This window comes from Niveispirillum cyanobacteriorum (genome assembly GCF_002868735.1).
In the GTDB taxonomy this organism is placed as follows: domain Bacteria; phylum Pseudomonadota; class Alphaproteobacteria; order Azospirillales; family Azospirillaceae; genus Niveispirillum; species Niveispirillum cyanobacteriorum.
In genome coordinates this window covers 830,216-852,785 of record NZ_CP025612.1, presented here as the reverse complement: position 1 = coordinate 852,785, position 22,570 = coordinate 830,216, and the positions used below count along the sequence as shown (strand labels likewise).

Annotated in this window: 22 protein-coding genes; 10 read left to right on the top strand and 12 right to left on the bottom strand. The window is 62.5% G+C overall.

The genetic code is table 11. From position 1 onward, the window contains the following. Positions 1–86: 86 nt before the first annotated feature. Positions 87–1,598: a tryptophan halogenase family protein gene (locus C0V82_RS19495; RefSeq protein WP_102114067.1), complete on the top strand. Its 1,512-nt coding sequence runs from the start codon at positions 87–89 to the stop codon at positions 1,596–1,598. Between the two features lie 27 nt (positions 1,599–1,625). Then, on the top strand, positions 1,626–3,140 hold the full coding sequence (locus C0V82_RS19490) for a tryptophan halogenase family protein (protein ID WP_102114066.1): 1,515 nt from the start codon (positions 1,626–1,628) through the stop codon (positions 3,138–3,140). Between the two features lie 16 nt (positions 3,141–3,156). Here the strand turns inward: C0V82_RS19490 and C0V82_RS19485 are convergent, their stop codons facing one another. Further along, positions 3,157–4,197 carry a LacI family DNA-binding transcriptional regulator gene (locus C0V82_RS19485; RefSeq protein WP_245924248.1) on the bottom strand — a complete coding sequence of 347 codons (1,041 nt, stop codon included), beginning with the start codon at positions 4,195–4,197 and terminating at the stop codon, positions 3,157–3,159. Positions 4,198–4,398: 201 nt separating this feature from the next. On the opposite strand from C0V82_RS19485, the gene C0V82_RS19480 reads away from it, so the two are divergent. After that, positions 4,399–6,027: a protoglobin domain-containing protein gene (locus tag C0V82_RS19480; RefSeq protein ID WP_102114065.1), complete on the top strand. Its 1,629-nt coding sequence runs from the start codon at positions 4,399–4,401 to the stop codon at positions 6,025–6,027. 3 nt (positions 6,028–6,030) lie between these two features. Here C0V82_RS19480 and C0V82_RS19475 read toward each other — a convergent pair whose 3' ends face one another. From C0V82_RS19475 to flgF, 5 genes are all read right to left on the bottom strand, one after another. Beyond that, the gene (locus tag C0V82_RS19475; protein ID WP_308421120.1) at positions 6,031–6,741 is read right to left on the bottom strand and encodes a Crp/Fnr family transcriptional regulator; all 711 of its coding nucleotides are present in this window, start codon (positions 6,739–6,741) and stop codon (positions 6,031–6,033) included. Positions 6,742–6,884: 143 nt separating this feature from the next. Beyond that, on the bottom strand, positions 6,885–7,652 hold the full coding sequence (flgH, locus tag C0V82_RS19470; protein WP_188595139.1) for a flagellar basal body L-ring protein FlgH: 768 nt from the start codon (positions 7,650–7,652) through the stop codon (positions 6,885–6,887). Between the two features lie 11 nt (positions 7,653–7,663). Beyond that, a complete protein-coding gene (flgA, locus tag C0V82_RS19465) occupies positions 7,664–8,647 on the bottom strand; it encodes a flagellar basal body P-ring formation chaperone FlgA (RefSeq protein WP_102114064.1) in 984 nt (327 codons plus the stop codon). A 49-nt stretch (positions 8,648–8,696) separates the two neighbouring features. Then, positions 8,697–9,482 (bottom strand): flagellar basal-body rod protein FlgG, encoded by a 786-nt coding sequence (flgG, locus tag C0V82_RS19460; protein ID WP_054169299.1) that lies wholly within the window; start codon positions 9,480–9,482, stop codon positions 8,697–8,699. A gap of 26 nt (positions 9,483–9,508) precedes the next feature. Then, on the bottom strand, positions 9,509–10,231 hold the full coding sequence (flgF, locus tag C0V82_RS19455) for a flagellar basal-body rod protein FlgF (protein WP_102114063.1): 723 nt from the start codon (positions 10,229–10,231) through the stop codon (positions 9,509–9,511). A gap of 138 nt (positions 10,232–10,369) precedes the next feature. Between flgF and C0V82_RS19450 the strand changes: the two genes are divergently transcribed. Next, positions 10,370–10,873 (top strand): mismatch-specific DNA-glycosylase, encoded by a 504-nt coding sequence (locus C0V82_RS19450; protein ID WP_102114062.1) that lies wholly within the window; start codon positions 10,370–10,372, stop codon positions 10,871–10,873. Here C0V82_RS19450 and C0V82_RS19445 read toward each other — a convergent pair. Beyond that, a complete protein-coding gene (locus C0V82_RS19445) occupies positions 10,870–11,442 on the bottom strand; it encodes a TetR/AcrR family transcriptional regulator (protein WP_102114420.1) in 573 nt (190 codons plus the stop codon). The genes C0V82_RS19450 and C0V82_RS19445 overlap by 4 nt on opposite strands. A 195-nt stretch (positions 11,443–11,637) precedes the next feature. Between C0V82_RS19445 and C0V82_RS19440 the strand changes: the two genes are divergently transcribed. The 3 genes from C0V82_RS19440 (at position 11,638) to C0V82_RS19430 (ending at position 13,602) form a co-directional block, all read left to right on the top strand. Next, positions 11,638–12,027, top strand: coding sequence for a RidA family protein (locus tag C0V82_RS19440; RefSeq protein ID WP_102114061.1), 390 nt, complete (start codon positions 11,638–11,640; stop codon positions 12,025–12,027). A 95-nt stretch (positions 12,028–12,122) separates the two neighbouring features. Continuing rightward, positions 12,123–12,440 (top strand): flagellar motor switch protein FliN, encoded by a 318-nt coding sequence (gene fliN / locus C0V82_RS19435; RefSeq protein ID WP_245924247.1) that lies wholly within the window; start codon positions 12,123–12,125, stop codon positions 12,438–12,440. Positions 12,441–12,507: 67 nt separating this feature from the next. Then, on the top strand, positions 12,508–13,602 hold the full coding sequence (locus C0V82_RS19430) for a PA0069 family radical SAM protein (protein WP_245924246.1): 1,095 nt from the start codon (positions 12,508–12,510) through the stop codon (positions 13,600–13,602). 1 nt (position 13,603) lies between these two features. Here the strand turns inward: C0V82_RS19430 and C0V82_RS19425 are convergent, their stop codons facing one another. Both C0V82_RS19425 and C0V82_RS19420 read right to left on the bottom strand, forming a co-directional pair. Further along, positions 13,604–14,167, bottom strand: coding sequence for a transglycosylase SLT domain-containing protein (locus tag C0V82_RS19425; RefSeq protein WP_102114060.1), 564 nt, complete (start codon positions 14,165–14,167; stop codon positions 13,604–13,606). A gap of 42 nt (positions 14,168–14,209) precedes the next feature. Continuing rightward, entirely contained in the window at positions 14,210–14,467 is a 258-nt protein-coding gene (locus C0V82_RS19420; RefSeq protein WP_199772537.1) for an MmcQ/YjbR family DNA-binding protein, read from the bottom strand. Between the two features lie 127 nt (positions 14,468–14,594). Between C0V82_RS19420 and C0V82_RS19415 the strand changes: the two genes are divergently transcribed. Then, complete coding sequence (locus C0V82_RS19415; protein WP_308421122.1) at positions 14,595–16,559, top strand: potassium transporter Kup; 1,965 nt, start codon at positions 14,595–14,597, stop codon at positions 16,557–16,559. Here the strand turns inward: C0V82_RS19415 and C0V82_RS19410 are convergent. Further along, positions 16,556–17,560 carry an AraC family transcriptional regulator gene (locus C0V82_RS19410; RefSeq protein ID WP_158660060.1) on the bottom strand — a complete coding sequence of 335 codons (1,005 nt, stop codon included), beginning with the start codon at positions 17,558–17,560 and terminating at the stop codon, positions 16,556–16,558. The two genes, C0V82_RS19415 and C0V82_RS19410, sit on opposite strands and share 4 nt — an antisense overlap. A gap of 123 nt (positions 17,561–17,683) precedes the next feature. On the opposite strand from C0V82_RS19410, the gene C0V82_RS19405 reads away from it, so the two are divergent. Both C0V82_RS19405 and C0V82_RS19400 read left to right on the top strand, forming a co-directional pair. After that, on the top strand, positions 17,684–18,865 hold the full coding sequence (locus C0V82_RS19405) for an acetyl-CoA C-acyltransferase (protein ID WP_102114058.1): 1,182 nt from the start codon (positions 17,684–17,686) through the stop codon (positions 18,863–18,865). Between the two features lie 121 nt (positions 18,866–18,986). Beyond that, positions 18,987–20,114, top strand: a complete 1,128-nt coding sequence (locus tag C0V82_RS19400; protein WP_102114057.1) for an acyl-CoA dehydrogenase family protein — start codon at positions 18,987–18,989, stop codon at positions 20,112–20,114. 43 nt (positions 20,115–20,157) lie between these two features. On the opposite strand, the gene C0V82_RS19395 is transcribed toward C0V82_RS19400, so the two are convergent. Together C0V82_RS19395 and C0V82_RS19390 are read right to left on the bottom strand one after the other, a co-directional pair. Next, the gene (locus C0V82_RS19395; RefSeq protein ID WP_102114056.1) at positions 20,158–21,690 is read right to left on the bottom strand and encodes a hypothetical protein; all 1,533 of its coding nucleotides are present in this window, start codon (positions 21,688–21,690) and stop codon (positions 20,158–20,160) included. Next, positions 21,687–22,442, bottom strand: coding sequence for an ABC transporter ATP-binding protein (locus tag C0V82_RS19390; protein WP_102114055.1), 756 nt, complete (start codon positions 22,440–22,442; stop codon positions 21,687–21,689). The genes C0V82_RS19395 and C0V82_RS19390 overlap by 4 nt, the downstream gene beginning before the upstream one ends. Positions 22,443–22,570 lie beyond the last annotated feature (128 nt).

Here is a 22,570-nt window from a genome sequence, read left to right as displayed (position 1 = left end):
AGGGACGTGTTCCACGTCAAGGCGGCGCCCTTTTTTCTTTGCCATTCACCTGTACAATCCAAACAGATTTGCCTGGAAGAACGAAGATGCCCACCGATAACCGTATCCGTGATCTGGTCATTGTCGGTGGCGGGACCGCTGGATGGATGACGGCGGCGTCACTGGCCAACCATTTTCAGGGATCGGGGTTGAAGATCACCCTGATCGAAAGCTCCGCCATCGGCACCATCGGGGTGGGGGAGGCGACGATCCCCACCATCCGCCGCTTCTATCAGTCTTTGGGCTTGCGCGATCTGGATGTGCTGAAGGCCACGCATGGTACGGTGAAGCTGGGCATCCGGTTTGATGGCTGGCTGAACAAGGACAGCAGTTTCATTCATCCGTTCGGCGTTTATGGCCAGGATCTGCGCGACATTCCCTTCCACCAATATTGGCTGCGTCTGCGCGCCGCCGGTGAGAAGGTGGACCTTGGCGATTATTCGCTGGCGGTTGCCCTGGCCCGTGGCGGGCGGTTCACGACCCCGTCGCCCAACCCACCCTCCACCCTGTCGGTTTTCGACTGGGCCTTGCATTTCGATGCCGGCCTGTTCGCGCAGTTGATGCGCCAAACGGCAGAAAAGCTGGGTGTTCAGCGTATCGACGCCAAGATCGAGAAGGTGGAACTGAACCCGGAAAATGGTCACATCGCGGGCCTGCTGCTGGATAGCGGCGCCACGGTCACGGGTGACCTTTTCGTTGATTGCTCCGGCTTCCGTGGGTTGCTGATCGAAGGGGCGATGAGTGCTGGGTATGAGGATTGGGGCCAATGGCTGCTCTGTGACCGCGCGCTGGCGGCCCAGGGATACGCTATCACTCCACCGCCGCCCTTCACCCGCGTAACGGCGCATAATGCCGGCTGGCGCTGGACCATCCCGCTTCAGCACCGGACTGGTCACGGTTATGTCTATTCCAGCCGGCATATCAGCGACAGTGACGCAGAGGCGGAGCTGCTGTCCGCCGTGGGTGGTGACCTGAAGATGGCACCGCGCCGTATCACCTTTACGCCGGGCCGTCGCCGCCAAGCCTGGAAGGGCAATTGTGTTGCCATTGGCCTGTCGTCCGGGTTCCTAGAGCCGCTGGAAAGCACCTCCATCGCCCTGATCGAGACGGGGATCGACAAGCTGAAACAGCTGTTTCCGCAGCGGGACATCGATCCTTTGCTGGTCGATGAATATAATGACTGGAGCCGGCGGGAGATGGAGCGGGTGCGCGACTTCATCATCCTGCATTACTGGCTGAACCGGCGCGAGGACACCGCCTTCTGGCGCGATTGCCGCGCGATCGACCTGCCGGATACGCTGACCCGCAAGGTGCAAATGTGGAAGCGGCGGGGTCACATGGTCCGCTACCGCTGGGAGATGTTCCAGCCGGCTAGTTGGCTTGCCATCTATGCCGGGTTTGATTTCCTTCCCGATGGCTATGATCCGGCGCTGGATGGTTTCGACGTTCCCAGCCTGTCACGCGGGCTGGCGGGGATGCGCAAGGCCATCGCCGATACGGTGGCCGATTGCCCCACACATCAGGAATTCATCGACCGTTACGCCAAGGTCGTTGTCTAAACAAGAAATCCGACAAGAGGGAACGCCATGAAGCCGTTGAACAGGATCGTCATCGCCGGGGGCGGCACGGCCGGCTGGATCACCGCCGCCATGCTGTCCTTTATGACGAAGGGCACCGGTACTGCGGTGGAACTGGTGGAATCAGATGAGATCGGCACCATCGGGGTGGGCGAAAGTACCATCCCACCCTTCGTGGTTCTGCTGCGCAGCCTGGGCATCGACGAGCAGGATTTCATCAAATCCACCAATGCCAGCTTCAAGCTGGCCATTCGGTTCGAGGATTGGTTCAAGAGGAACCAGCACTATTACCACCCGTTCGGTACGCTGGGCGGCCTGATCGACAATCACGAATTCTATCAATGCTGGCTGCGGGCCAAGGCGGCGGGCCATCCCTCGGAATTACAGGATTTCGCGGCGGCCACGGTGATGGCTGACCAGATGAAATTCCTGCTGCCCTTCAAGGCGCCGCGCACCATGATCGCGTCCGCGTCCTATGCGCTGCATGTGGATGCCAAGCGGGTGGCGCAGTATCTGCGTCGTTATGCCGAAGAACGCGGCGTGACCAGGACGGAGGGGCGTATCAACCGCGTGCGCACCCATCCCGATGGGTCCATTGCCGGGCTGGACCTGGCCAATGGCAAGGTGGTGGATGGTGATTTCTTCATTGACTGCACAGGCTTCCGCGCCCTGCTGATCGGCCAGACGCTGGGCGTGGGCTATGTCAGCTGGGCCGAGGAACTGCTGTGTGACCGCGCCGTGGCGGTGCAGACGGAAAACACCGAGGATGATGCCGATGTGCATCCCTACACGCTGTCCCAGGCACAGGATTGCGGCTGGCGCTGGCGCATTCCGCTGCAACACCGGGCCGGCAATGGCTATGTCTATTCCAGCCGCTTCCTGTCGGATGATGAGGCGGTGGCGACCCTGATGCGGCAGGTCAAGGGCCGTCCCCTGATCGAACCGAACATTATCCCCTTCAAGACCGGCATGCGGGCCAAGATGTGGGAGAAGAACTGCGTGGCTCTGGGGCTGGCCGCCGGATTTATCGAGCCGCTGGAGTCCACGGCCATCCATCTGGTCTATCGCGCCGTTGATTACCTGTTCCGCTTCTTCCCCGATGCCGATGTCGATCCGTCTTTGCAGGCGGAGTTCAACCGGCGCGTGGCGGCGGAATATGAGGAAGTGCGCGATTTCATCGTGTTGCATTACTGCACGACCCAGCGGGATGACACACCGTTCTGGCGCGCGGCCCAGCGTACGCCGATCCCGGCCTCCTTACGTGCCCGCATGGACCTGTTTAAGGCGACCGGTATCCTGCGCCAGGGGCTGGAGGAGCTGTTCGGGGCCGCCAGCTGGCAGTCGGTCTATGAAGGCATGGGCGTGCGGCCGGCGCGGTATCAGCCGTTTGTGGACAAGCTGCCCATGAGCGTAATCACCGAAACGCTGGACCGGTCTGCCCCACTGCTGAAGGCGCAGGTCGCGGGTCTGCCGCATCATGCGCAGTTCCTGCGCGACCATTGCCGAGCGGAACGGGATTTTTAAGGCAACGGAAGGTGGTTCACCGCCGCGCAGGCGGGGCGGTGGACCGGCGGATTACGACATGGTGGGGCAGCACGCGATGGGCCTGGGGTGCAGGCTCACCCGGCTGCTTTCTCCGTGTCAGAATATTAACCAGGATTTCCGCCGCTGCATCGGCCAGTTCCTGGATGGGCTGCTTCACCGTTGTCAGGGGCGGCCAGACCATTTCGGCCAATTCTATATCGTCGAAACCGACCACCGATAGGTCGCCCGGTAGGGACAGGCCTCGGTCATGGGCCACCGAAAGGACGGCCGCGGCCATTTCGTCGTTGGAGGCCACAATGGCCGTCGGCGGTTCGGCCAGCGACAGCAGGCGGCGCGTGCAGGGCAGGGCGGAACGGTAGGTGAAGCCGCCTTGTTCAATGATTTCCGGATCCGGTTCCAGCCCATATTCGCGTAGGGCATCGCAATAGCCGGAATAGCGCAGACGGGTGCCGGCATGATGTTCCGGCCCCTTGATAAAGCCGATGCGCCGGTGACCGAAAGCCAGCAGATGCATTGTCAGGTCATTGGCCGCCGCCCTCTCATCAATCCGCACGGAGGAGCCGCCATCGCGTTCATGCTGTGGCGTGACGCGGACATAGGGGATGTTGGCGCGTTCGATGACACTGATGACCGTATCATTGTCCGTCACGGGGGCGGTCAGGACGACAGCGTCCAGGTTCAACTGATTGACCAGCTTGCTGACGCGGTCTTCCACATCGTCGCCGCGATAATCGATTTCCTCGATCAGCAGGTGGTAGCCCTGGTCGCGGAACCGGGTCAGCAGGCCCATCTGGATCTGGCCGGTATAGGGACCGCCGGGGTCACCATAGACATGGGCGATCAGGTACGATTTGTCGCCCTTCAGGCTCTGCGCCGACTTGTTGGGCTGAAACTGCAATTCCGCCATCACACGCTGAACACGTTCGCGCGTTTCCGCGCTGACATAGCGTTCATTGTTCATGACGCGGGAAACGGTCTTGATCGACGCGCCGGCGGCGCGGGCCACATCAATGATCGTCGGCTTGCGATCTGACACGATGGAACACCTGTGCATAAAGGCGGCCACAGGTTGGCGCCCCGGCCCTCAAATTTCACGGAAACCAGCCGCTTGGCAAGCATCAGATAACGATGTCAGGTTTTCATCAGCAATTCCTCAATTGAGGTGGGTCAATGCCGCTGCCGCAGGCGGGGCTATGGTGCGCGCCATCCTGCGACCCCGTGCCAGAGCCCGACCAACATGCCCAAGGATTGCGCGCCCGACACAACCAATGCCGAAGAGCGTCTGGATTTCTTTCGCCTGGATGGTGTGGCGCGGGCCGCCCTTCGCGACGCCCGCCAAGTTTTAATGCCAACGCTGCCTGACATGGCCGCCGGCTTCTACGCACGCCTGGCCACGATTCCCAGGTTGGCACCAATGATCGCGGTCAAGGGAAAGGTACCCCGCCTGACATCGTCACAGGTGGATCATTGGGGTGCCCTTTTTGATGGGCAGTTCGATGAGGCCTATTTCGCCCGTGCCCGCCGCATCGGTCTGGCCCATGACCGGATCGGGTTGGAACCGCGCTGGTATGTCGGGGCCTATGCGCATTTCCTGGACGATATCTTTTCGGCTCTTATGGACCGTCGCTGGCCAAAGGAACGGACCCGTGATGCCCTGTCGGCGGTCATGCGGGCGACACTGCTGGACATGGAACTGGCCATTTCCGCCTATGCCCAAAGCGGGGAGGCGTCGCGCATCAAGCAGGAGCTGCTGCAACTGACCGACCAGATCGAACGCGACATTGAAGAGACGGTGTCGGGCGTGGCCGAACAGGCGGGGCATATGGCGGAAAGTGCCGACCGGCTGGGTGTCATTGCCGGTGACCTGCATGATGCCGCCGCCGCCATGGCCGAGGCGGCTGCCAACGCTCTGTCGGATGTGCAGGCTGTTGCGACCGCAACGGAGCAGTTGGAGGCTGCCAGCCGCGCCATCGCCGAGCAGGTGGTGCAGAGCGCGACTGTCACCGATACTGTGGCCTGGCAGGCAGGCGATGCCGCTGCCATTGTAACTGGCTTGTCAGAAGCCACATCCCGCATCAGCAATGTCGCAAGACTGGTCCAGGCAATCGCGGCGCAGACTAAACTGCTGGCGCTAAACGCCAATATCGAGGCTGCGCGGGCTGGTGATGCCGGGCGTGGCTTCGCCGTGGTTGCGGGGGAGGTGAAAAGCCTTGCCCGTCAGACCGAGGAGGCGATTGGAACCGTTAATGTGCAGGCAGTCGATATCCGCGCGGCAACAGATGCCACCGGCAAATCGGTGGATGGCATGGTTCGCGATATCCGGCGTGTCGATGCCATATCCGGTCAGGTGCGCGATGCCACGGATCAGCAGCGTCAGGCGACGGCTGAAATCTCCCGTGGCGCACTGTCTGCCGCAGATCAGGCACGGCTGCTGGCCGACCGCGCGGGCGGCATGCTGGATCATGCCCGGATGACGGGGGATACCGCAGCAGAGGTGCGGTCCATGGCTGCCGGCGTGAATGACATGCTATCCGGCCTGCGTCGCCGCGTGACAGAGGTGCTGCGTGCCTCCACAGCCGGCGACCGGCGGCGCAGCGTGCGCCTGCCCCTGTCCATCGGATTCGAGGCGGAGTTTGGCGACAGCCGCCTGACGGGGCGGACCCTGGACCTGTCGGTTGAAGGCTGTCTGCTGCATGGCGTAGTAGCGGGTTGTTCCCTGGGCACTGCTGGCCGCCTTCATCTGGAGGGGGTGGGGCCCGTCCGGGCCCGTGTCCGCGCGGTCAGCAGTGCAGGGCTTCATATCGGGTTCGAGGAGGTGCCGGCGGAGACAGAACAGGCATTGCGCCGTCTGCTCGTCCGCGACTGACCATCAGCCCTCATCTGCTATAAGGGTCAGAGCGTCGGTGTCGCAGACGGCCTGACCGTGCCCCACGTCACGGATGGCGCCGGTACGTTTGAAGTCGGAGATGGTGCGGCTGGCGGTTTCCAGCGTGATGGCCAGGATGGCGCCCATATCCTCCCGCGTGAAAAGCCGTACAGGGCCGTAGGGCGTTTCGTCGGCCAGCAACAGCAGCAGACGGGCCACGCGCTGCCGGGCATTCCCGGTGGAAAGATTGGCCAGGAAGCCGTCGGCTGTGCTCAACGCCTCATGCCATTTTTCCATCAGGCGCTGATGCAGACGCGGGGTGCGCGCCTGGAGCTGATTCACAGTGGCGACAGGGATGCGGCAATATTCGACTGGCTGCAATGCCACGGCGATATGGTCGTAGCTGGACTTTACCAATGCCTCCAGCCCGGCGACACCGCCAACACGCACAAGCCGCACGATACGCTGGGTTCCGTCGGGCAGCAGGGTGACCAGTTTCACCAGCCCGCGCCGGATGGTCAAGATGGCGCCGGCATCATCGCCCATGCTGTAAAGCTGGGTGCCAGCCTCGACATGGACCTCCTCAATGGGCGTGTGGATATGGGCAAAATCCTCTGCCTGCAAATCGGCGAACAGCACCAGATGGCGCACGCCGCAGCTTTGACAGGCGGCGGTTCCCCTCCAGGCGGCCTCGATCTGCGTCGCCTTCACCATTATCCTCCCGAACGTTCTGATCGCTACTATGCGCCGGGGGCGTTGGGGACGCCAATGCGACCTTTCGCGTCTCAGAATGACAAGACCCCCGGACGGTTTCCCATCCGGGGGCTTTCCCTGTCATACTCTGTGCCGCCAACCTGTCAGAACGGGCTGATGGCTTCCAGGACCTGCTGGCCCCAGCGCGGGGCCTGCACATCGGTGATGTGGCCGCGACCGCCGTAAGAGATACGGGCCTCGGCAATCTTCTCGTAAGAGATGGTGTTGGCCGACGTGATGTCTTCGGGCCGGATGATGCCGGTCAGGGTCAGTTCGCGCACCTCGTTATTGACGCGGACCTCCTGCTTACCATTCACCACCATGTTGCCATTGGGCAGAACCTGCACGATCAGGGCGGCCACCTGCAAGTTGATCTGTTCCTGACGCTGGATCTGGCCAGTGCCCGTGCTGTTGGAGGTGCCAGACGCGCTGATCAGGCTGCCGGGGTCGACGGCGTTGGGCAGAATGTTGTTGGTGGAGGATTCCAGGCCGAACAGGTTGGGGATGCCCATCGTGTCACTGCCGTCGCGGGTGCGGGTCGTGTTGTTCTGCATCTGGGCGCGGTCATTGATCTGGATCGTGACCGTCATGATGTCGCCGACGCGGGCCGCGCGCTGATCCTTGAAGAAGGCGCGGGCGCCGGCGCGCCACAGCGAATTGGCCTGACGCTCCTGCACTGGCGCTTCTGGCATCGGCAAGCGCACGGGGCGGTAGTTGGGATCGCGCGAGGGGTCGTCGATACCCGACAGGGCCGGGGTCTGTCCGACCGCCGCCAGCTTGTCCGTCACGCAGCCGGTCAACGGCAGGACGGTCAGCGACAGCAGCAGGGCGGTGCGGATAGAACGGCGGGCGGTCAGGGTACGGGCGGACATTTCGGTTCTCCTTACCGGGCCGCCTTCTTCGACGGACCCGACACTTGGCTGACAGGGGCGATGACCGGGTTGGACGGGTTGACGGTCACCAGATTGGGACCGGCCACCACGGCCTCGATCACTCTGTTGGAGGACGTATTCACAATCCGTACCAACTCGCCCATGCCGCCATCAGAAAGTGCTTTTCCCGATGCCGTCAGGCTCATGGTCGAGCTTTGCAGAAGGATGGTGACAGCCTGACCCTTGCCCACCACCACCGGTTCCCGCACGTCGCGGACATTCACCGCCTGGTTCGGTGCAACGGCTCGACGCAGGGTTTTTCCAATCATTTCAGAGGCTTCGACAACAGCGCCGGCCTGCACCCGGTCGCGCGGCTGCCGCAGATAGGTGATGTCACCATCCCCGATCACCTCTCCCATCGCCATGCGTCGGGCCAGGACGGGCAGTTCCACCATATCCATGACGCGGGCGCCGATATTCTGCCGCACTACCTCCGGCCCAGTAGCCGGGGCAATGATTTCCGCCGTAACGCGGCCACGCACCGCGTCATAGGCAAGATTTTCCACACGGACCGAGGCATCGTTGCCTGCGGGCAGGAACAGGCTGAGCGTGCGGTTATCCAGCAGCACATCGGCCTGACCGCCGACCCCGGCATCGCGCAGGGCCAGACGCAGCCCATCAACGATGGCCTCGTTCGTTACCTGCACTGAGGCGCGTTCGACCACGATCCGGTCCGCCCCGCCCGACGCACGCCAGTCGATGCCGTTGCTGGCCGCGATGCGCGACAGGGTGGGGGCATCCAGGCTGGCGCGGCGGCCCGGAACGGGGGCAACCATGACCGCGCGGGTCGCGACATCGGGTTCCAGCCCGTCGAACAGGTCACCCAGCAGAATTTGCCCATCGGCCACGGTCGCAGCCGGCTTCAGCGTAGCAGCCTGTGCGGCGGTGCCGGACAGCAGGACAGCGGCGAGCATCAGGGCGGCGAAGCGGGTCATGACGAAGGCTCCGAAGAAGGGGTGGGCAGAAATGACCTAGTCACTCAGATCAGCGCAGCTGGCTGACCGACTGCATCATCTGATCCGTGGTGGAGATGACGCGGGAGTTCATTTCATAGGCGCGCTGGGCGGTGATCAGCTGGGTGATCTCGGCAACGATATTGACGTTGGAGGTCTCCAGCGCGCCCTGCATCACGCGGCCAAAGCCGGGGCCGCCGGGATTGCCGGTGATGGCCTGACCGGAAGCCGGGGTTTCCAGCAGCAGATTGTCGCCGATGGCTTCCAGGCCCGCCGTGTTGGGGAAGGCCGCCAGCTGGATCTGGCCCACATTCTGCGGCACGGTCTGGCCGTCGATCTTGGCCAGAACCTCGCCATTCGGGTTGATGGTGATATCCACGGTGTTCTGCGGCACCACGATACCGGGCTGCACCTGATAACCATCAGCGGTGACCAGGGTACCTTCGGCATTCAGCTGGAACGAACCGGCGCGGGTATAGGCGGTTTCGCCGTTGGGCAGCTGCACCTGGAAGTAACCCTGGCCGTTGATGGCCACGTCCAGCGTGTTGCCGGTCGGGTTGATATTGCCCTGTTCGTTGATGCGGTAGATGGCGGCGGCCTTGACGCCCAGACCCACCTGGATGCCCGACGGTACGATCGTGCCGGCATCAGACGAGGTGGAGCCCACGCGGCGCTGGTTCTGGTACAGCAGGTCCTGGAATTCGGCCCGCTGACGCTTGTAACCGGTCGTGGTCATGTTGGCGATGTTGTTGGAGATGGTTTCGACATTCAGCTGCTGGGCCAGCATGCCGGTGGAACCAATGGAAAGGCTGCGCATGGTTTCAATCCTTCTTGCTGGCTGGATTACTGAACGCGGGCGAGCTTGCCGATGGCGCCGCGAATGCGTTCATGTTCGGTGTCGATCATCTTCTGAACGCTCTGGTAGGTGCGCAGGACATCGATCATCTGCGTCATCTCCACCACGCTCTGAACATTGCTGCCTTCGATGGCGCCCTGCGTGATCTGGGGCTGCTCGACGGCAATTTCTTCCTGGTTGGCTTCATAGAGACCGCCGCCCAGTTCCATCATCCGCTGCTCATCAGCGAAGGTCACAACCTTCAACTGACCCAGCTGACCCTGTTCCGTGCTGACGGCGCCGTTGCCGGCGATGTGGATCTGGGTGGCGTCAGCCGGGATGACGATACGCTGGTTGTTGGTGTCCAGTACCGGCAGGCCGGAGCGATCCACGATCTCGCGGTTGGTGTTCAGCTGGAAGGCGCCGCCACGGGTGTAGCGGGTGCCGGTCAGCGTTTCGACAGCGAAATAACCGTCGCCGCGCAAGGCGACATCCAGTTCATTGTTGGTCACGGTGATGGGGCCGGCGTCAACATTGCGCTGCAAACCGAAATCCTGAACGAAGCTCATCCGGTCGCCCTGACGGTCGGGACGCTCCAGATACTCCAGGAACAGCATGCGCTGCGATTTGAAGCCGGTGGTGTTCATGTTCGCGATGTTATTCGACACCACGTCCAACTGCCGGCGCAGGGCTTCCTGGCGGGACAGGGTGATGTAGAGTGAATTTTCCATCGCTCGAATTCCTCATGCTGGCCGGGGGCCGTTGCTTGCCAGGATTAAAAGCAAATGGCGTGCCAAGTGTGGGGAAGTGGCGGAAATCCGCCCTTTTCGGTTGCGCCAGGGACGGGGGCGGCAAATAATGCCGGGATCATGATCCTGCCCGATATCCTGGCCCCCGGCCTACACCTCGTCTTTTGCGGAACGGCGCCGTCGCGCGTGTCCGCCGCCAAGGGCGCCTACTACGCAAATCCCGGCAACGCCTTCTGGCCCACGCTGGCCCGTATCGGCCTGGTGCCGGATGGCTGGCGGGCCACTGACTTTATCCGTATGAATGAGTTGGGTCTGGGTCTGACCGATCTGAACAAGGTGGAGATCGGCAATGATGTCGATCTGACGCCGGACGGTTTCGACATCCCGGGTTTCATGGCCAAGATGCGCGCCCACCGTCCCGCCGCCATCGCTTTTACCAGCAAGAATGGCGCACGCCTATTTCTGGGCACAAAAGCAGCGATCCTGTGGGGACGGCAGCCGGCGGATTGGGAAGGGATCGCGCTGTTCGTGCTGCCATCGCCATCTGGACAGGCGCGGGCGAGCTTTGATCTCGGACCGTGGCGGGAGGCGGCGGCCTTCGTGACATCGCGAAGGGGTGGTTAGGCCGGCGTGCGCAGCAGTCCGTTGGCCAGTAGTCGGAACGCCTCAATTGCTTTTGGTAAAACACCAACGGGGTGCGGTGCCGCCGCGATCCAAAGGGCTGCGTTCAATGCCGCGCCGTTCAACAACCGGGCAGCAGCCTCGGCATCTACTGTCCTTACCGTACCCTCATCGATCAGTGCCTGCAAAATCACGGTGGTCCTGCGCAGGCACGCAGTTTGATTTGGCCATTGCGAAGGGTCACCCAGTACAGCAGGCCCATCCAGCAGCATGATGCGCTGGATTTCCGGTTCGAGCGCCATTTCGATATAGGCCAGCGCTTCGCACATAAATGCTTCCCAGGGGTTCGCCGCCTTCTCCTGTGCCACACGCATCCGCGCCAGCATTTCCGCATCAATCTGGTCGATCACGGCGAGGAGCAGCCCTTTCTTGTCCCCGAAATTGTGATAGAGCGCTCCACGCGTCAGCCCGACCTCTGCTGTCAGTTCATCCATCGAGGCCGCCGCGAAGCCATGGGTGGCAAATGAACGGCGCGCGGCCTCAATCAGCTTTGCGCGCGTTTCCTCGACCATCTGCGTACGGCTCTTTCTTGTCACAGTCAGGCTCCACATTATCCTTTGCATACGCGCCGTATGCGTATTGACATACGTCGCGTATGTCCCAATATGTCCGCATACGGGACGTATATCAGTTTGCGATCCGGGTGTGGAGTGTGGCGAGCGCTGTTAGCGGGCCCGTCACCCTCCTTTCTCAACAGGAGCATCATTATGGCCAAGCGTGACGTGGTTTTCCCTGCCGGGCGACAGGCGCTATATGACATCCATCGCTACTCGGCGGCGGTTCGTTCGGGCGATCTACTGTTTGTTTCGGGTCAGGTCGGTAGTCGGGAAGATGGGTCGCCCGAACCGGACTTTAGAAAGCAGGTTCAACTCGCTTTTGACAACCTGGCTGCTGTGCTGAAGGCTGCGGGTTGCACCTTTGACGACATTGTCGATGTGACCACCTTTCACACTGATCCGGAACGTCAGTTTGAGATTGTCAATCAAGTCCGGTCGGGCGTCTTCCTCGAACAGCCCTGGCCGAATTGGACGGCGGTCGGCGTGAACTGGTTGGCCGGATTTGATTTCGAGATCAAGGTGATCGCCCGCATTCCCTGACGTTGGTTGTTCTGGTGCTGGCCCGTCTTTGTCGCTGCAAGGCGGGCCGGACCCGTGCTAATATTGACGATTAGTGACTTTCCGGGGTGAAGGATATGCCCGATCAGGACGATATCGATGCCATGTTCGGCGAAATGGCCAGCGGCGGGTCGGTCCGCGCCCTTCCCGAACAGCAGGAAATCTCCGCCGTCTATGACACGGAGGTGGAGATGAGTGTCGTGCTGGGCACCTCCAATATCCGCGTGCGCGACCTGCTGAAGCTGGGTCGTGGCGCTATTGTGGAACTGGACCGTAAGATTGACGATCTGTCCGACATCGTTGTCTCTGGCCGCATGGTGGCGCGGGGTGAGGTGACGATTGTCGAAGACAAGATCGCCGTCACCTTCCGCGAATTCGCACGCATTAATAACTGAGGGCAGGGGCCATCGGTGCCCCTTGCCAAACATTCCATGTCTGTTATGTTCATGAAATGTTCTAATCATGAGCGGGCGGATGGCCGTGGATGTTCTGACACCACATGCGTTGAAGGGCAGAGCGGCGGTTAGCAACCACGGGTCCCGGTTTGACCGGGAAAGCCGGGTTCGGGTCGATGACGGCTGGGGCTGTGATGGCGGCCTGCCGGAAAAGGTGCGGACCATAATCATGGCTGATACGGCGCGCAGCATTATCAGCCGCAATGACAGCCCTGATGTGCCGTTTGAAAGCTCCATCAACCCGTATCGCGGGTGTGAGCATGGTTGTGTGTATTGTTTTGCCCGGCCTACCCATGCCTATCTGGGCCTGTCACCAGGGCTGGATTTTGAGACGCAACTCTTCGCCAAGCGGGATGCGGCACAGTTGCTGACCAAGGAACTGCGCTCACGTTCCTATGTCTGCAAGCCGCTGGCCCTGGGCGCCAATACCGATCCTTATCAACCGGTAGAGCGGGAGGAGGGGATAACGCGGGACATCCTGAGCGTCTGTCGCGATTTCAACCAGCCGGTCAGCATCATCACCAAATCAGCCAATGTCCTGCGAGACCTGGATATCCTGGCGCCCATGGCGGCACAGGGGCTGGCGCGGGTCGCCGTGTCCATCACCAGCCTGGACCGCGATCTGGCCCGGACCATGGAGCCGCGCGCCAGTACGCCGGGTAAGCGGCTGGACGCTGTCAGGGCCCTGTCGGGGGCGGGGGTGCCGGTGGCGGTGCTGACCAGTCCCATGATCCCGGCCCTGAACGACCATGAGATGGAAGCCATCCTGGAGGCGGCGGCGGAAGCGGGGGCGACGGCGGCCAGCTATATCCTGCTGCGCCTGCCGCTGGAGATTGCCGACCTGTTCGGGGAATGGCTGCGCGAACATTATCCCGACCGGGCCGAACGGGTGCTGTCGCTGGTCCGGCAGACACGGGAGGGGGCCCTGTACCGGTCAGACTTTTCGACCCGGATGAAGGGAACGGGCGCCTATGCCGAATTGCTGCGCAGCCGGTTCCGGCTGGCCATCAAGCGGCTGGGCATGGATCGCAGGACCTGGGACATGGATTGTTCGCGTTTCAGGGTGCCGGATGCGCCGGTGAAGCAACTGTCCCTGTTCTGACCTACGCCCTTCGCAGCCGTTCGCGCAGGGCCAGGACGCGTTCGCCATAATCGCGGCCCCGCGCCTCGTCCATCCAGGTATGGTAGCGGCCGATGGCGCGGGCCGTGTCGCCGGGCAGGCTGTCTAGCGCTTCCCGCAGGATGCCGGCCCCGATGCGCAGATTGATGCCGGGATGCAGCAGGTGGCTGATATCGGCCACACGGTGGCCGTGCCAGCGCACATTCACCTGCATCCAGCCCAGGTCCGCGTCCTTCACCTCTTCGGCGGGCAGGCGGTGGATCAGGTCCATGGCCGACTTGAAATCCTCAGGGTAGTAGGACTCTACATTCGTTCGCACGGCATAGGGCCATGGGCCGGTGCGGCCCTTGCGGTCCTGACGGCTTTCGACATAGGAAACAGCGTAGAGCAGATAGGGGTCCAGCTTCGCCAGACGGCCCGTCTCCTCCCATATGGTGCCGGCCAGGGTGAAGGCATGGGCAGGCGTTGCAGCCAGACACAGGCCACCCACCGCCAGACCCAGCAGGGCACGGCGCGACAGGGCAGGGCTTAAAGGCACGTTCATCATACCCTTTTCTTACGCCGCCCGTTTTATCCCGTCCAGATAGGCTCAGCGTTTACGCCGTGTGGGCTGGGCATGCGCCCAGGCCATGCGAAGGGCGGCATCCAGTTCCGGTTCGGTCAGGTTGGCAAGTATAGTCTGGGTCCAGCCCTGCCGTCCCCAGCCATTGGGAATGGCGGCGAAGGCATCAGCGGCCACCAGGCATTTCAGTTCCTGCTCCTCCAGCGTGAACTTGAAATTCGCACTTCTGCCATCGGGCCTCAGGGTCACGAAGATGCGGGCCACACGGAAGGCCGCGCGGTCCATGTGCGGGTGCTCCTCCACCCCGGCAACGACAAGGCCAACCGGCGCAGATCATCACCTGTGGCCATGGCCTTCCCCTTTTAATAGGAAGCAATTTATAAAGCATTTATTAACCAATGACGCCGATTTCTTGCGCCCCGCCGCCGAAAAGGGTAGCCTTCGCACCGCAGCATGGTGGGCACAGGGGTATTTCAGCGTGGGGCATTCGGCCAGTGCGGCGCATGACGAGCCGCGTTCCTCCTTCGGCGCCCTGTTTCTATCCGCCATTGGCGTGGTGTTCGGCGATATCGGCACCAGCCCGCTTTACGCCATGAAAGAGGCCTTCGCCGGCCCTCACCCGCTGCCGGTGGACCGGATGCATGTGTTGGGCGTACTGTCGCTGGTCTTCTGGACGGTCATGCTGGTGGTGTCGATCAAGTATGTCGCCATCATCATGCGCGCCGACAATGAAGGGGAGGGCAGTTCCTTTGCCCTGCTGGCCCTGTTGCAGAAGGCCTTGTCCAGCAACCCACAGATGACGGCACTGGCCGGCACGCTCGGAGTGTTCGCGGCGGCCCTATTCTATGGCGACAGCGCCATTACGCCAGCCATTTCCGTTCTGTCGGCGGTGGAGGGGTTGCAGGTCGCGGCCCCCAATCTGGCGCCATGGACAGTACCCATCGCCATCGCCATCCTGGTGGCTCTGTTCGCGATCCAGTCGAAAGGATCTGCGGCGTTGGGCGGCGCCTTCGGTGTCGTCATGCTGATCTGGTTCGTGGTGCTGGCCGTTCTGGGCATCAGCAATATCGGTAAGTCGCCGGGGGTGCTGGCGGCCCTGTCGCCGCATTATGCCGTCGCTTTCCTGGCCCATGATGGCTGGATCGGGTTCCTGGCGCTGGGGTCCGTCGTTCTATCGGTGACGGGGGCGGAGGCGCTTTATGCCGATATGGGCCATTTCGGGCGCGGGCCGATCCGGCTGGCCTGGTACATGCTGGTCTGGCCGGCCCTGATGCTGAACTATTTCGGGCAAGGCGCACTGCTGCTGACAAATCCGGAGGCGGCGACGAACCCGTTCTTCTTCATGGGACCATCCTGGTCGGCGGTGCCCATGGTGATGCTGGCAACGCTGGCCACCATCATCGCCAGCCAGGCGGTGATCTCCGGCGCTTTCTCGGTCACGCGGCAGGCGATTCAGCTGGGCTATCTGCCGCGTATGAACATTATCCACACCTCGGAGAAGGAGATCGGCCAGATCTACATGCCCTTCGTCAATTGGGCACTGATGCTGGCGGTGGTGGCGCTGGTCCTGGGCTTCGGCAGTTCGACCAATCTGGCGTCGGCCTATGGCGTGGCCGTGACCGGGACCATGATGATCACCACTACGCTGGTGGCGCTGCTGGCCTTCAACCGCTGGGGCTGGAACGGCAAGTTCGCCATCGGGTTCTTCGTGCTGCTGCTGGCCGTGGACGTGGCCTATTTCCTGGCCACGGCAACCAAGATCACGCATGGCGGTTGGTTCCCGCTGGCCGCTGGCCTGCTGGCTTTCACGCTGATGACCACCTGGAAGATGGGGCGCAAGTTGCTGCATGCCAAGCTGCGTGACAGCGCCATGCCCCTGCAGGAATTCCTGGGGACCCTGTCGTCCCGCATATCCCGTGTCCCCGGTACGTCTGTGTTCTTAACGTCCGATCCGGATGGCGTGCCGCTGGCCATGCTGCATAACCTGAAACACAACCACGTCCTGCATGAGCGTGTGGTGGTGATGACGGTGAAGGTGGTGGAGCGGCCGCGTGTGCCGATTGGCGAACGCATCGTGTCTGAGAAGTTGCGCGACGATGTGTTCCGCGTCACCATGGTTTGCGGCTTCATGGACGATCCCGATGTGCCCAAGGCGCTGGCTAATGCCAAGCGCACAGACCTTGGCTTTGATTATGAGCCGCTGCGCTTCTCCTATTTCCTGACGCGCGAAACCGTGGTGCCGTCGGCGGAGCCGGGTATGGCGCCGTGGCGTGAAGAGCTGTTCGCTTTCATGATGCGCAGCGCCACGACCACCGCCGACTTCTTCCACCTGCCGCTGAACCGCGTGGTGGAACTGGGCGGGCACGTGGAAATCTAGGCACCGCGGCGATAGCGGGCCGGTGTCGTGCCCGTCCATTGCCGGAATGCTCGGCTAAAGGCGGCGGGTTCGGCGAAACCTAACTGGACCGTAATGTCGGCAATGGAAAGGTCGGGCCGTGCCAGCGCCTGACGTGCCAGATCAAGGCGCAACCGGTCCTTGATGGCCTGATACGACGTTCCTTCCTGGCGGAGCATGCGCCGCAGCGTGGCAGGTGAACAGCGCAGCAGTGTCGCCGCCTCATCCGCCCCCGGCCACTCGGTCGGCGGACGGCGGCGCAACAGGTTGGCAACGCGGCGGCCAAAGCCGTCCGGGTTACGGTATTTTACCAGGAAACTTTCCGGCGCCTGGTTCAGAAAGTTTTTCGCCGATCGCCGGTCCTGCGTCACCGGCAGGGATAAGGTTTCAGCGTCGAACCACAGCAGGCATTGATCCTGCGCGAAGCGTAACTGCGAGCTGAACAGTACGAAATATTCCGCACCATGCGCTGGTTCGGGATAGGGAAAGCAGGCCTCCTCAATCACGATACGTCGCCGCGCCAGCCAGCAGGCGATGCCATGCATATAGATGAACAGGGTCTCCACCGCGAAGACGGGTAGGTGGTGGCCGGGTCTTGTCGGCGCGATTTCTAGCGCCGCCCGCCGCCCGTCCCGCCGTACAGCGACCCGTAGATCGTCAAAGATCGTGTTGTAGGCGCGGCAAAGCAGGCCCAGTGCGCCTCCGACATCCCCGCCGCCTTCCAGTGCCAGCAGACAGGACAGTGCGAAGCTGCCCACCTTCATGCGGCGGCTGTCCTGTCCAAAGAACTCATCATCCAGCAACTGCGCCAGGATACGCAGCAGCGTGGCATGGGCCTGTACCGTTACGCGGGCCGATGGCTGATGCAGCAAGGCGGGATCGATGCCGGCCTTGCGCAGGATGGGAGCCGGCTCCATACCCCGCGCCATCGCCCCGTTCAGGGCGGCAGCCACGAAATGGATGGAAACGCTGCCCTTCTCCACCTTACCAACCCATTCGTTCTTGACATAAGTGATCAGGAAATTTGATCGCAACGGTTATGGCTGATCGGAAGCGACAAGTCTACGCTATGCCCAACCAAACAATATCGACGCCAGAGGAATGCCATGACCGACCCCATCGTGATCGTGTCCGCCGCCCGTACAGCCATGGGCGGTATGATGGGCGACCTGTCCGGAACGACGGCGGCCCAATTGGGCGCCGTTGCCGTGAAGGCTGCCGTGGAGCGGGCCGGGATTTCCGGTGACAGCGTGCAGGAACTGCTGATGGGCAATGTGCTGCAGGCGGGCCAGGGCCAAGCGCCGGGTCGTCAGGCGGCATTGGGCGCAGGTCTGCCGCTGTCGGTCACCTGCTCCACTGTCAACAAGATGTGTGGCAGCGGCATGAAGACCACGATGCTGGCCCATGACCTGATCGTGGCCGGCAGTGCCGATATCGTGGTGGCGGCGGGCATGGAGAGCATGTCGAATGCGCCCTACCTCCTGGACCGGGCGCGCGGTGGCTATCGCTATGGCCATGCCACCATGTATGACCATATGGCGCTGGATGGTCTGGAAGATGCGTATGAGCGCGGTCGCGCCATGGGCACCTATGCTGAGGATACAGCAGCACATTTCGGCTTCACCCGCGAGGCGCAGGACGCCTACGCCCTGGAAAGCCTCCGCCGCGCCAAGATGGCGGTAGAGGATGGCACCTTCGATGCAGAGGTGGTTGCAGTAACGGTCAAAGGCCGTGGGGGTGAGGTTGTCGTGTCGCGCGACGAACAGCCCGGTAAGGGGCGCCCGGACAAGATCCCGACCCTGAAGCCCGCCTTCCGCAAGGATGGCACCGTTACGGCGGCCAACAGCAGTTCCATCAGCGACGGCGCTGCCGCCCTGGTCCTGATGCGGGCCAGCGAGGCCGAAAAGCGCGGCCTGTCGCCGCTGGCCCGTATCGTCGGCCATGCCAGCCACGCCCGTGCCCCGGCTTGGTTCACGACGGCGCCGGTTGGCGCCATACAGACCCTGTTCGCCAAGACCGGCTGGACCGCCAAGGATGTTGACCTGTTCGAGATCAACGAAGCTTTTGCGGTCGTCGCCATGGCGGCGATGAAGGAACTGGACCTGCCGCATGACAAGGTGAATGTGCATGGTGGCGCCTGTGCCCTGGGCCACCCGATCGGGGCTTCCGGTGCGCGTATCCTGGTGACCCTGCTGCATGCGTTGAAGAAGCGTGGCCTTAAGCGCGGCGTCGGCTCGCTCTGCATCGGCGGTGGCGAGGCGACGGCGATGGCGGTTGAGCTGGTGTGAGGCTGGGCGTAGGTCAGGTCGAGCCGAAGGCGAGCCCTGACAGAACAGGCTTTCAATCCATTGCTGTCAGGATTCGGGCTGACGCCATCGACCTGACCTACGTTTTTGGCAGGAATGACAAATGATCCTCACCGAAGAACAGACCATGATCCGCGACATGGCGCGGCAGTTCGCCCGCGAGCGGCTGGCGCCCGGTGCTGCGGAACGTGACCGGGAAAGCCGCTTTCCCGCGCAGGAACTGCGGGAGATGGGGGAACTGGGCCTTCTGGGAATGGTGGTGCCTGAGGAATGGGGCGGGGCGGGGGCCGATGCCATCTCCTACGCCTTGGCGATTGAGGAGATCGCGGCGGGGGACGGCACTATTTCCACCATCATGAGCGTGCATAATTCGGTGGGCTGCGCGCCCATCCTGAAATTCGGCAGTGCAGAGCAGAAAGAACGCTATCTGCGGCCTATGGCGGCGGGCCGGATGCTGGGCGCCTTCTGCCTGACGGAACCGCAGGCGGGATCGGATGCGTCAGCCTTGAAGACACGGGCCGTCAAGGATGGTGACAATTATGTGCTGAACGGCGCCAAGCAGTTCATCACCAATGGTCAGAATGCCGGCGTGGCCCTGGTGTTTGCCGTAACCGATCCGGCGGCGGGCAAGAAGGGGATTTCCGCCTTCCTGGTGCCCACCGACAATCCGGGATACAAGGTGGCCCGGCTGGAGCATAAGCTGGGCCAGCGCAGTTCCGATACCGCACAGATCCTGCTGGAGGATGCGCGCTTGCCGGCGTCTTCCATGCTGGGCAATCCGGGTGAAGGCTACCGTATTGCACTGGCCAATCTGGAAGGCGGACGTATCGGCATCGCGGCACAGGCGGTCGGCATGGCGCAGGCAGCGTTCGAGGCGGCGCGTGATTATGCCCGTGACCGAACATCGATGGGCGTGCCGATCATCGAGCATCAGGCCGTGTCGTTCCGCCTGGCCGATATGGCGACCCGGATTGAGGCGGCGCGACAGTTGGTGCTGCATGCGGCGTCCCTGCGCGGGGCGGGGCAGCCCTGCCTGAAGGAAGCGTCGATGGCCAAGCTGTTTGCATCGGAAATGGCCGAACGTGTCTGCTCTGATGCCATACAGACCTTCGGCGGCTATGGTTATGTCGAGGATTTTCCGGTGGAGCGTATCTACCGTGATGTTCGTGTCTGTCAGATTTATGAAGGCACCAGCGATATCCAGCGTCTGGTGATCGCCCGCAACCTGTGACAGTGGCGATGGCGGGCGGTGCCACGGCACCGCCCGCATTTCCTCAACCTTCACCACGCCTTTGCAACAGCAATCCGGCCAATGCGCCCGCGTTGGCAGCCAGAAGTAGCGGGATTGCCCAGAACGGGGCCAGGAACTTCAAGGTCAGCCAGCCCAGGCCGAACAGGGCGAAGCCCAGCAGCATCTCACCAAACAGGGCAATCATGTTGCTTTGATACCGCTTCTGGAAGGCCTTACGCCCGCCCAAAACGGGCCCCTGGCGCATATCCATCAGCAAATAGAGGCTGATCGACAGCAGGCAGACAAGCCAGAGGATCAGGCCGGACCAGGGCGTTTGCGTGATCACATACAAACTGACCGCCGTCGCGATGATCAGGGACGGGACAGCGGCGGCCAGCAGGCGGTCACGCAGCATGCGCCGTGCGCTGACCGGGGCGGTGCCCAACAGGTCGGGCGCATCCTCGCCCGCGAAGGCCAGCCAGACCAGGGCACCGGCCAGCAGGCCGGCAACCGGCACCACGCCCATCCAGCCCACGGCCATCACCTCCCCTGATGCGGTGCTGATACTTTTGCCCATGCTGGGCAGTACGATGGGGGCGGCGACGAGAAGGATGGAGGCAACCTGCGTCAGCAGGCTGGGGTCGCGCAGAATGAGGCGCCATTCCTTCCACAGGATGGAACCGGTCACGCCGCGCAGGTGCATTGAGAGCGGACGCGTGTCGTTGCCGCCCTTGCGCCGGGCCGTCAGGTCGGTGCCGGCCGCGGCGTTGACGCTGCGCACGAAGGCCGGACCCAGCAATGTCGTCACCAGCAGGAATCCGCCGAATGACAACAGGGCCAGCAGAAGAAACGGCCCTGTCTCCCCCGTGATGGCCGCGCCAAACCAGCGGATCGGCGCCATGGCGGGATTATCAGCCATGCTGGCCATCGCCTGAAAACTCTTGGTCTTGGTCGCCTGATCGGCGGCGTTATTCATGTTGGGGATCTGGGCGGCTAGGGCCGCACCGATACCGATGATCCCACCCAGAACCTGTGCCACTGTCCGCGCCCGCCGCGCCCCGATCATCTTGACTAGCCCGAGCACGATCAGGAATGAGACGGTGACCGTCAGCAGGCACAGTGCCGGCAGGGTGACATAGCCGATAAGCCAGCGCGCCGAAATCATAATGGCGCTGGGGTTCATGAAGCAGGCGGCCATGGCCAGCGTTGTACCCATCACCGCCAGGGCGATGGCCAGCAGCCGGATCGGCAGGATGGCGCCGGGCCGTAGCGGCGAGGACAGAAGCAGGTCCATGTCACCGCGCGTGTAGATGGAGTTCACCGTCAACTGCATCGAAACCGACAGCATGATGGCCATGCTGAACAGGCCGATGCCGCCAAAGACCATCTGCACATTCTCTGGCTCCAGCTTCATCTTTCCGAACCCGAAGGCCGAAAGGAAGCCGATCCCGTGCATGAACAGGATGCCGACAATCAGAACAGCCCAGGCCCAGGGTCCCGTCTTCTTGGTCCGGAACGCCAGTCGCAATTCATGCCGCAGCAGCCAGGGCATGCTGCCCGGTGTCAGGGCGATCATGCGGCCACCGCCTTGCCCGAAACGAGATCGAGGAATAGTTCCTCCAGCGAGGCACCGTCGCGGCCATGCTTCTGCCGCAGCTCCGCCAGGGTACCCTCGGCCAGCAACTGCCCATGTTGGATGATGCCGATACGGTCCACCAACCGTTCCGCAACTTCCATGATGTGGGTGGTCAGGATGATGGTGCAGCCGGCCCTGGCCCGTTCCGCCAGCAGGTCCTTCACCTGCCGCGCGATGGCGGCGTCCAGGCCCGTCAGCGGTTCATCCAGGATCAGCAGGCGCGGATCATGGATCAGGGCGCCGGCCAATGCCGCCTTCTGCTTCATGCCGCGCGAGAAACCTTCGCAGCGTTCATTGCGGTGTTCGTGCAGTTCCAGACGGGTCAGCAGTTCATCTGCACGCGATGCGGCGGTGCGGGCGTCAATGCCCCAAAGACCCGCCACAAATTCCAGATATTCCAGTGGTGTCAGCTTGTCATACAGCATCGGCTCATCTGGCAACCAGGCGGTCTGGCGCTTGGCGGCAACCGGATCGCGCTGATTATCCACACCGAACACGCTGATGTTACCCGATGTCGGGGTCAACAGGCCGACAACCATTTTCAGTGTCGTGGTCTTGCCGGCGCCGTTTGGACCCAGAAGCCCGTAAAATTCCCCCGGCTGGATGGTCAGATCAATGCCCTTGACCGCCTCCTTCTCTCCGTAGGATTTACGAAGTCCGCGAATTTCAAGAGCAGGGCTGGTCGTGGTCATGCGTATCAACCGGGGTAACGCCATCGGGAAGACATAGTTAACAATAAATGAGTGTGGATAGAAGTCTTCTCCGTTTCTTCACCGGTTTCTCGGTGGCAGGGGAAGAGCAAAAGGGGGGAGTGTCTTGA

Excerpts from the sequence above, each read along its gene's own strand:
- C0V82_RS19495 (WP_102114067.1), top strand. The coding sequence starts at position 87 with ATGCCCACCGATAACCGTATCCGTGATCTGGTCATTGTCGGTGGCGGG.
- C0V82_RS19490 (WP_102114066.1), top strand. The coding sequence starts at position 1,626 with ATGAAGCCGTTGAACAGGATCGTCATCGCCGGGGGCGGCACGGCCGGC.
- C0V82_RS19480 (WP_102114065.1), top strand. The coding sequence starts at position 4,399 with ATGCCCAAGGATTGCGCGCCCGACACAACCAATGCCGAAGAGCGTCTG.
- C0V82_RS19475 (WP_308421120.1), bottom strand. The coding sequence starts at position 6,741 with ATGGTGAAGGCGACGCAGATCGAGGCCGCCTGGAGGGGAACCGCCGCC.
- flgH (WP_188595139.1), bottom strand. The coding sequence starts at position 7,652 with ATGTCCGCCCGTACCCTGACCGCCCGCCGTTCTATCCGCACCGCCCTG.
- flgA (WP_102114064.1), bottom strand. The coding sequence starts at position 8,647 with ATGACCCGCTTCGCCGCCCTGATGCTCGCCGCTGTCCTGCTGTCCGGC.
- flgG (WP_054169299.1), bottom strand. The coding sequence starts at position 9,482 with ATGCGCAGCCTTTCCATTGGTTCCACCGGCATGCTGGCCCAGCAGCTG.
- flgF (WP_102114063.1), bottom strand. The coding sequence starts at position 10,231 with ATGGAAAATTCACTCTACATCACCCTGTCCCGCCAGGAAGCCCTGCGC.
- C0V82_RS19450 (WP_102114062.1), top strand. The coding sequence starts at position 10,370 with ATGATCCTGCCCGATATCCTGGCCCCCGGCCTACACCTCGTCTTTTGC.
- C0V82_RS19445 (WP_102114420.1), bottom strand. The coding sequence starts at position 11,442 with ATGGTCGAGGAAACGCGCGCAAAGCTGATTGAGGCCGCGCGCCGTTCA.
- C0V82_RS19440 (WP_102114061.1), top strand. The coding sequence starts at position 11,638 with ATGGCCAAGCGTGACGTGGTTTTCCCTGCCGGGCGACAGGCGCTATAT.
- fliN (WP_245924247.1), top strand. The coding sequence starts at position 12,123 with ATGCCCGATCAGGACGATATCGATGCCATGTTCGGCGAAATGGCCAGC.
- C0V82_RS19430 (WP_245924246.1), top strand. The coding sequence starts at position 12,508 with ATGAGCGGGCGGATGGCCGTGGATGTTCTGACACCACATGCGTTGAAG.
- C0V82_RS19425 (WP_102114060.1), bottom strand. The coding sequence starts at position 14,167 with ATGATGAACGTGCCTTTAAGCCCTGCCCTGTCGCGCCGTGCCCTGCTG.
- C0V82_RS19420 (WP_199772537.1), bottom strand. The coding sequence starts at position 14,467 with ATGGACCGCGCGGCCTTCCGTGTGGCCCGCATCTTCGTGACCCTGAGG.
- C0V82_RS19405 (WP_102114058.1), top strand. The coding sequence starts at position 17,684 with ATGACCGACCCCATCGTGATCGTGTCCGCCGCCCGTACAGCCATGGGC.
- C0V82_RS19400 (WP_102114057.1), top strand. The coding sequence starts at position 18,987 with ATGATCCTCACCGAAGAACAGACCATGATCCGCGACATGGCGCGGCAG.
- C0V82_RS19395 (WP_102114056.1), bottom strand. The coding sequence starts at position 21,690 with ATGATCGCCCTGACACCGGGCAGCATGCCCTGGCTGCTGCGGCATGAA.
- C0V82_RS19390 (WP_102114055.1), bottom strand. The coding sequence starts at position 22,442 with ATGACCACGACCAGCCCTGCTCTTGAAATTCGCGGACTTCGTAAATCC.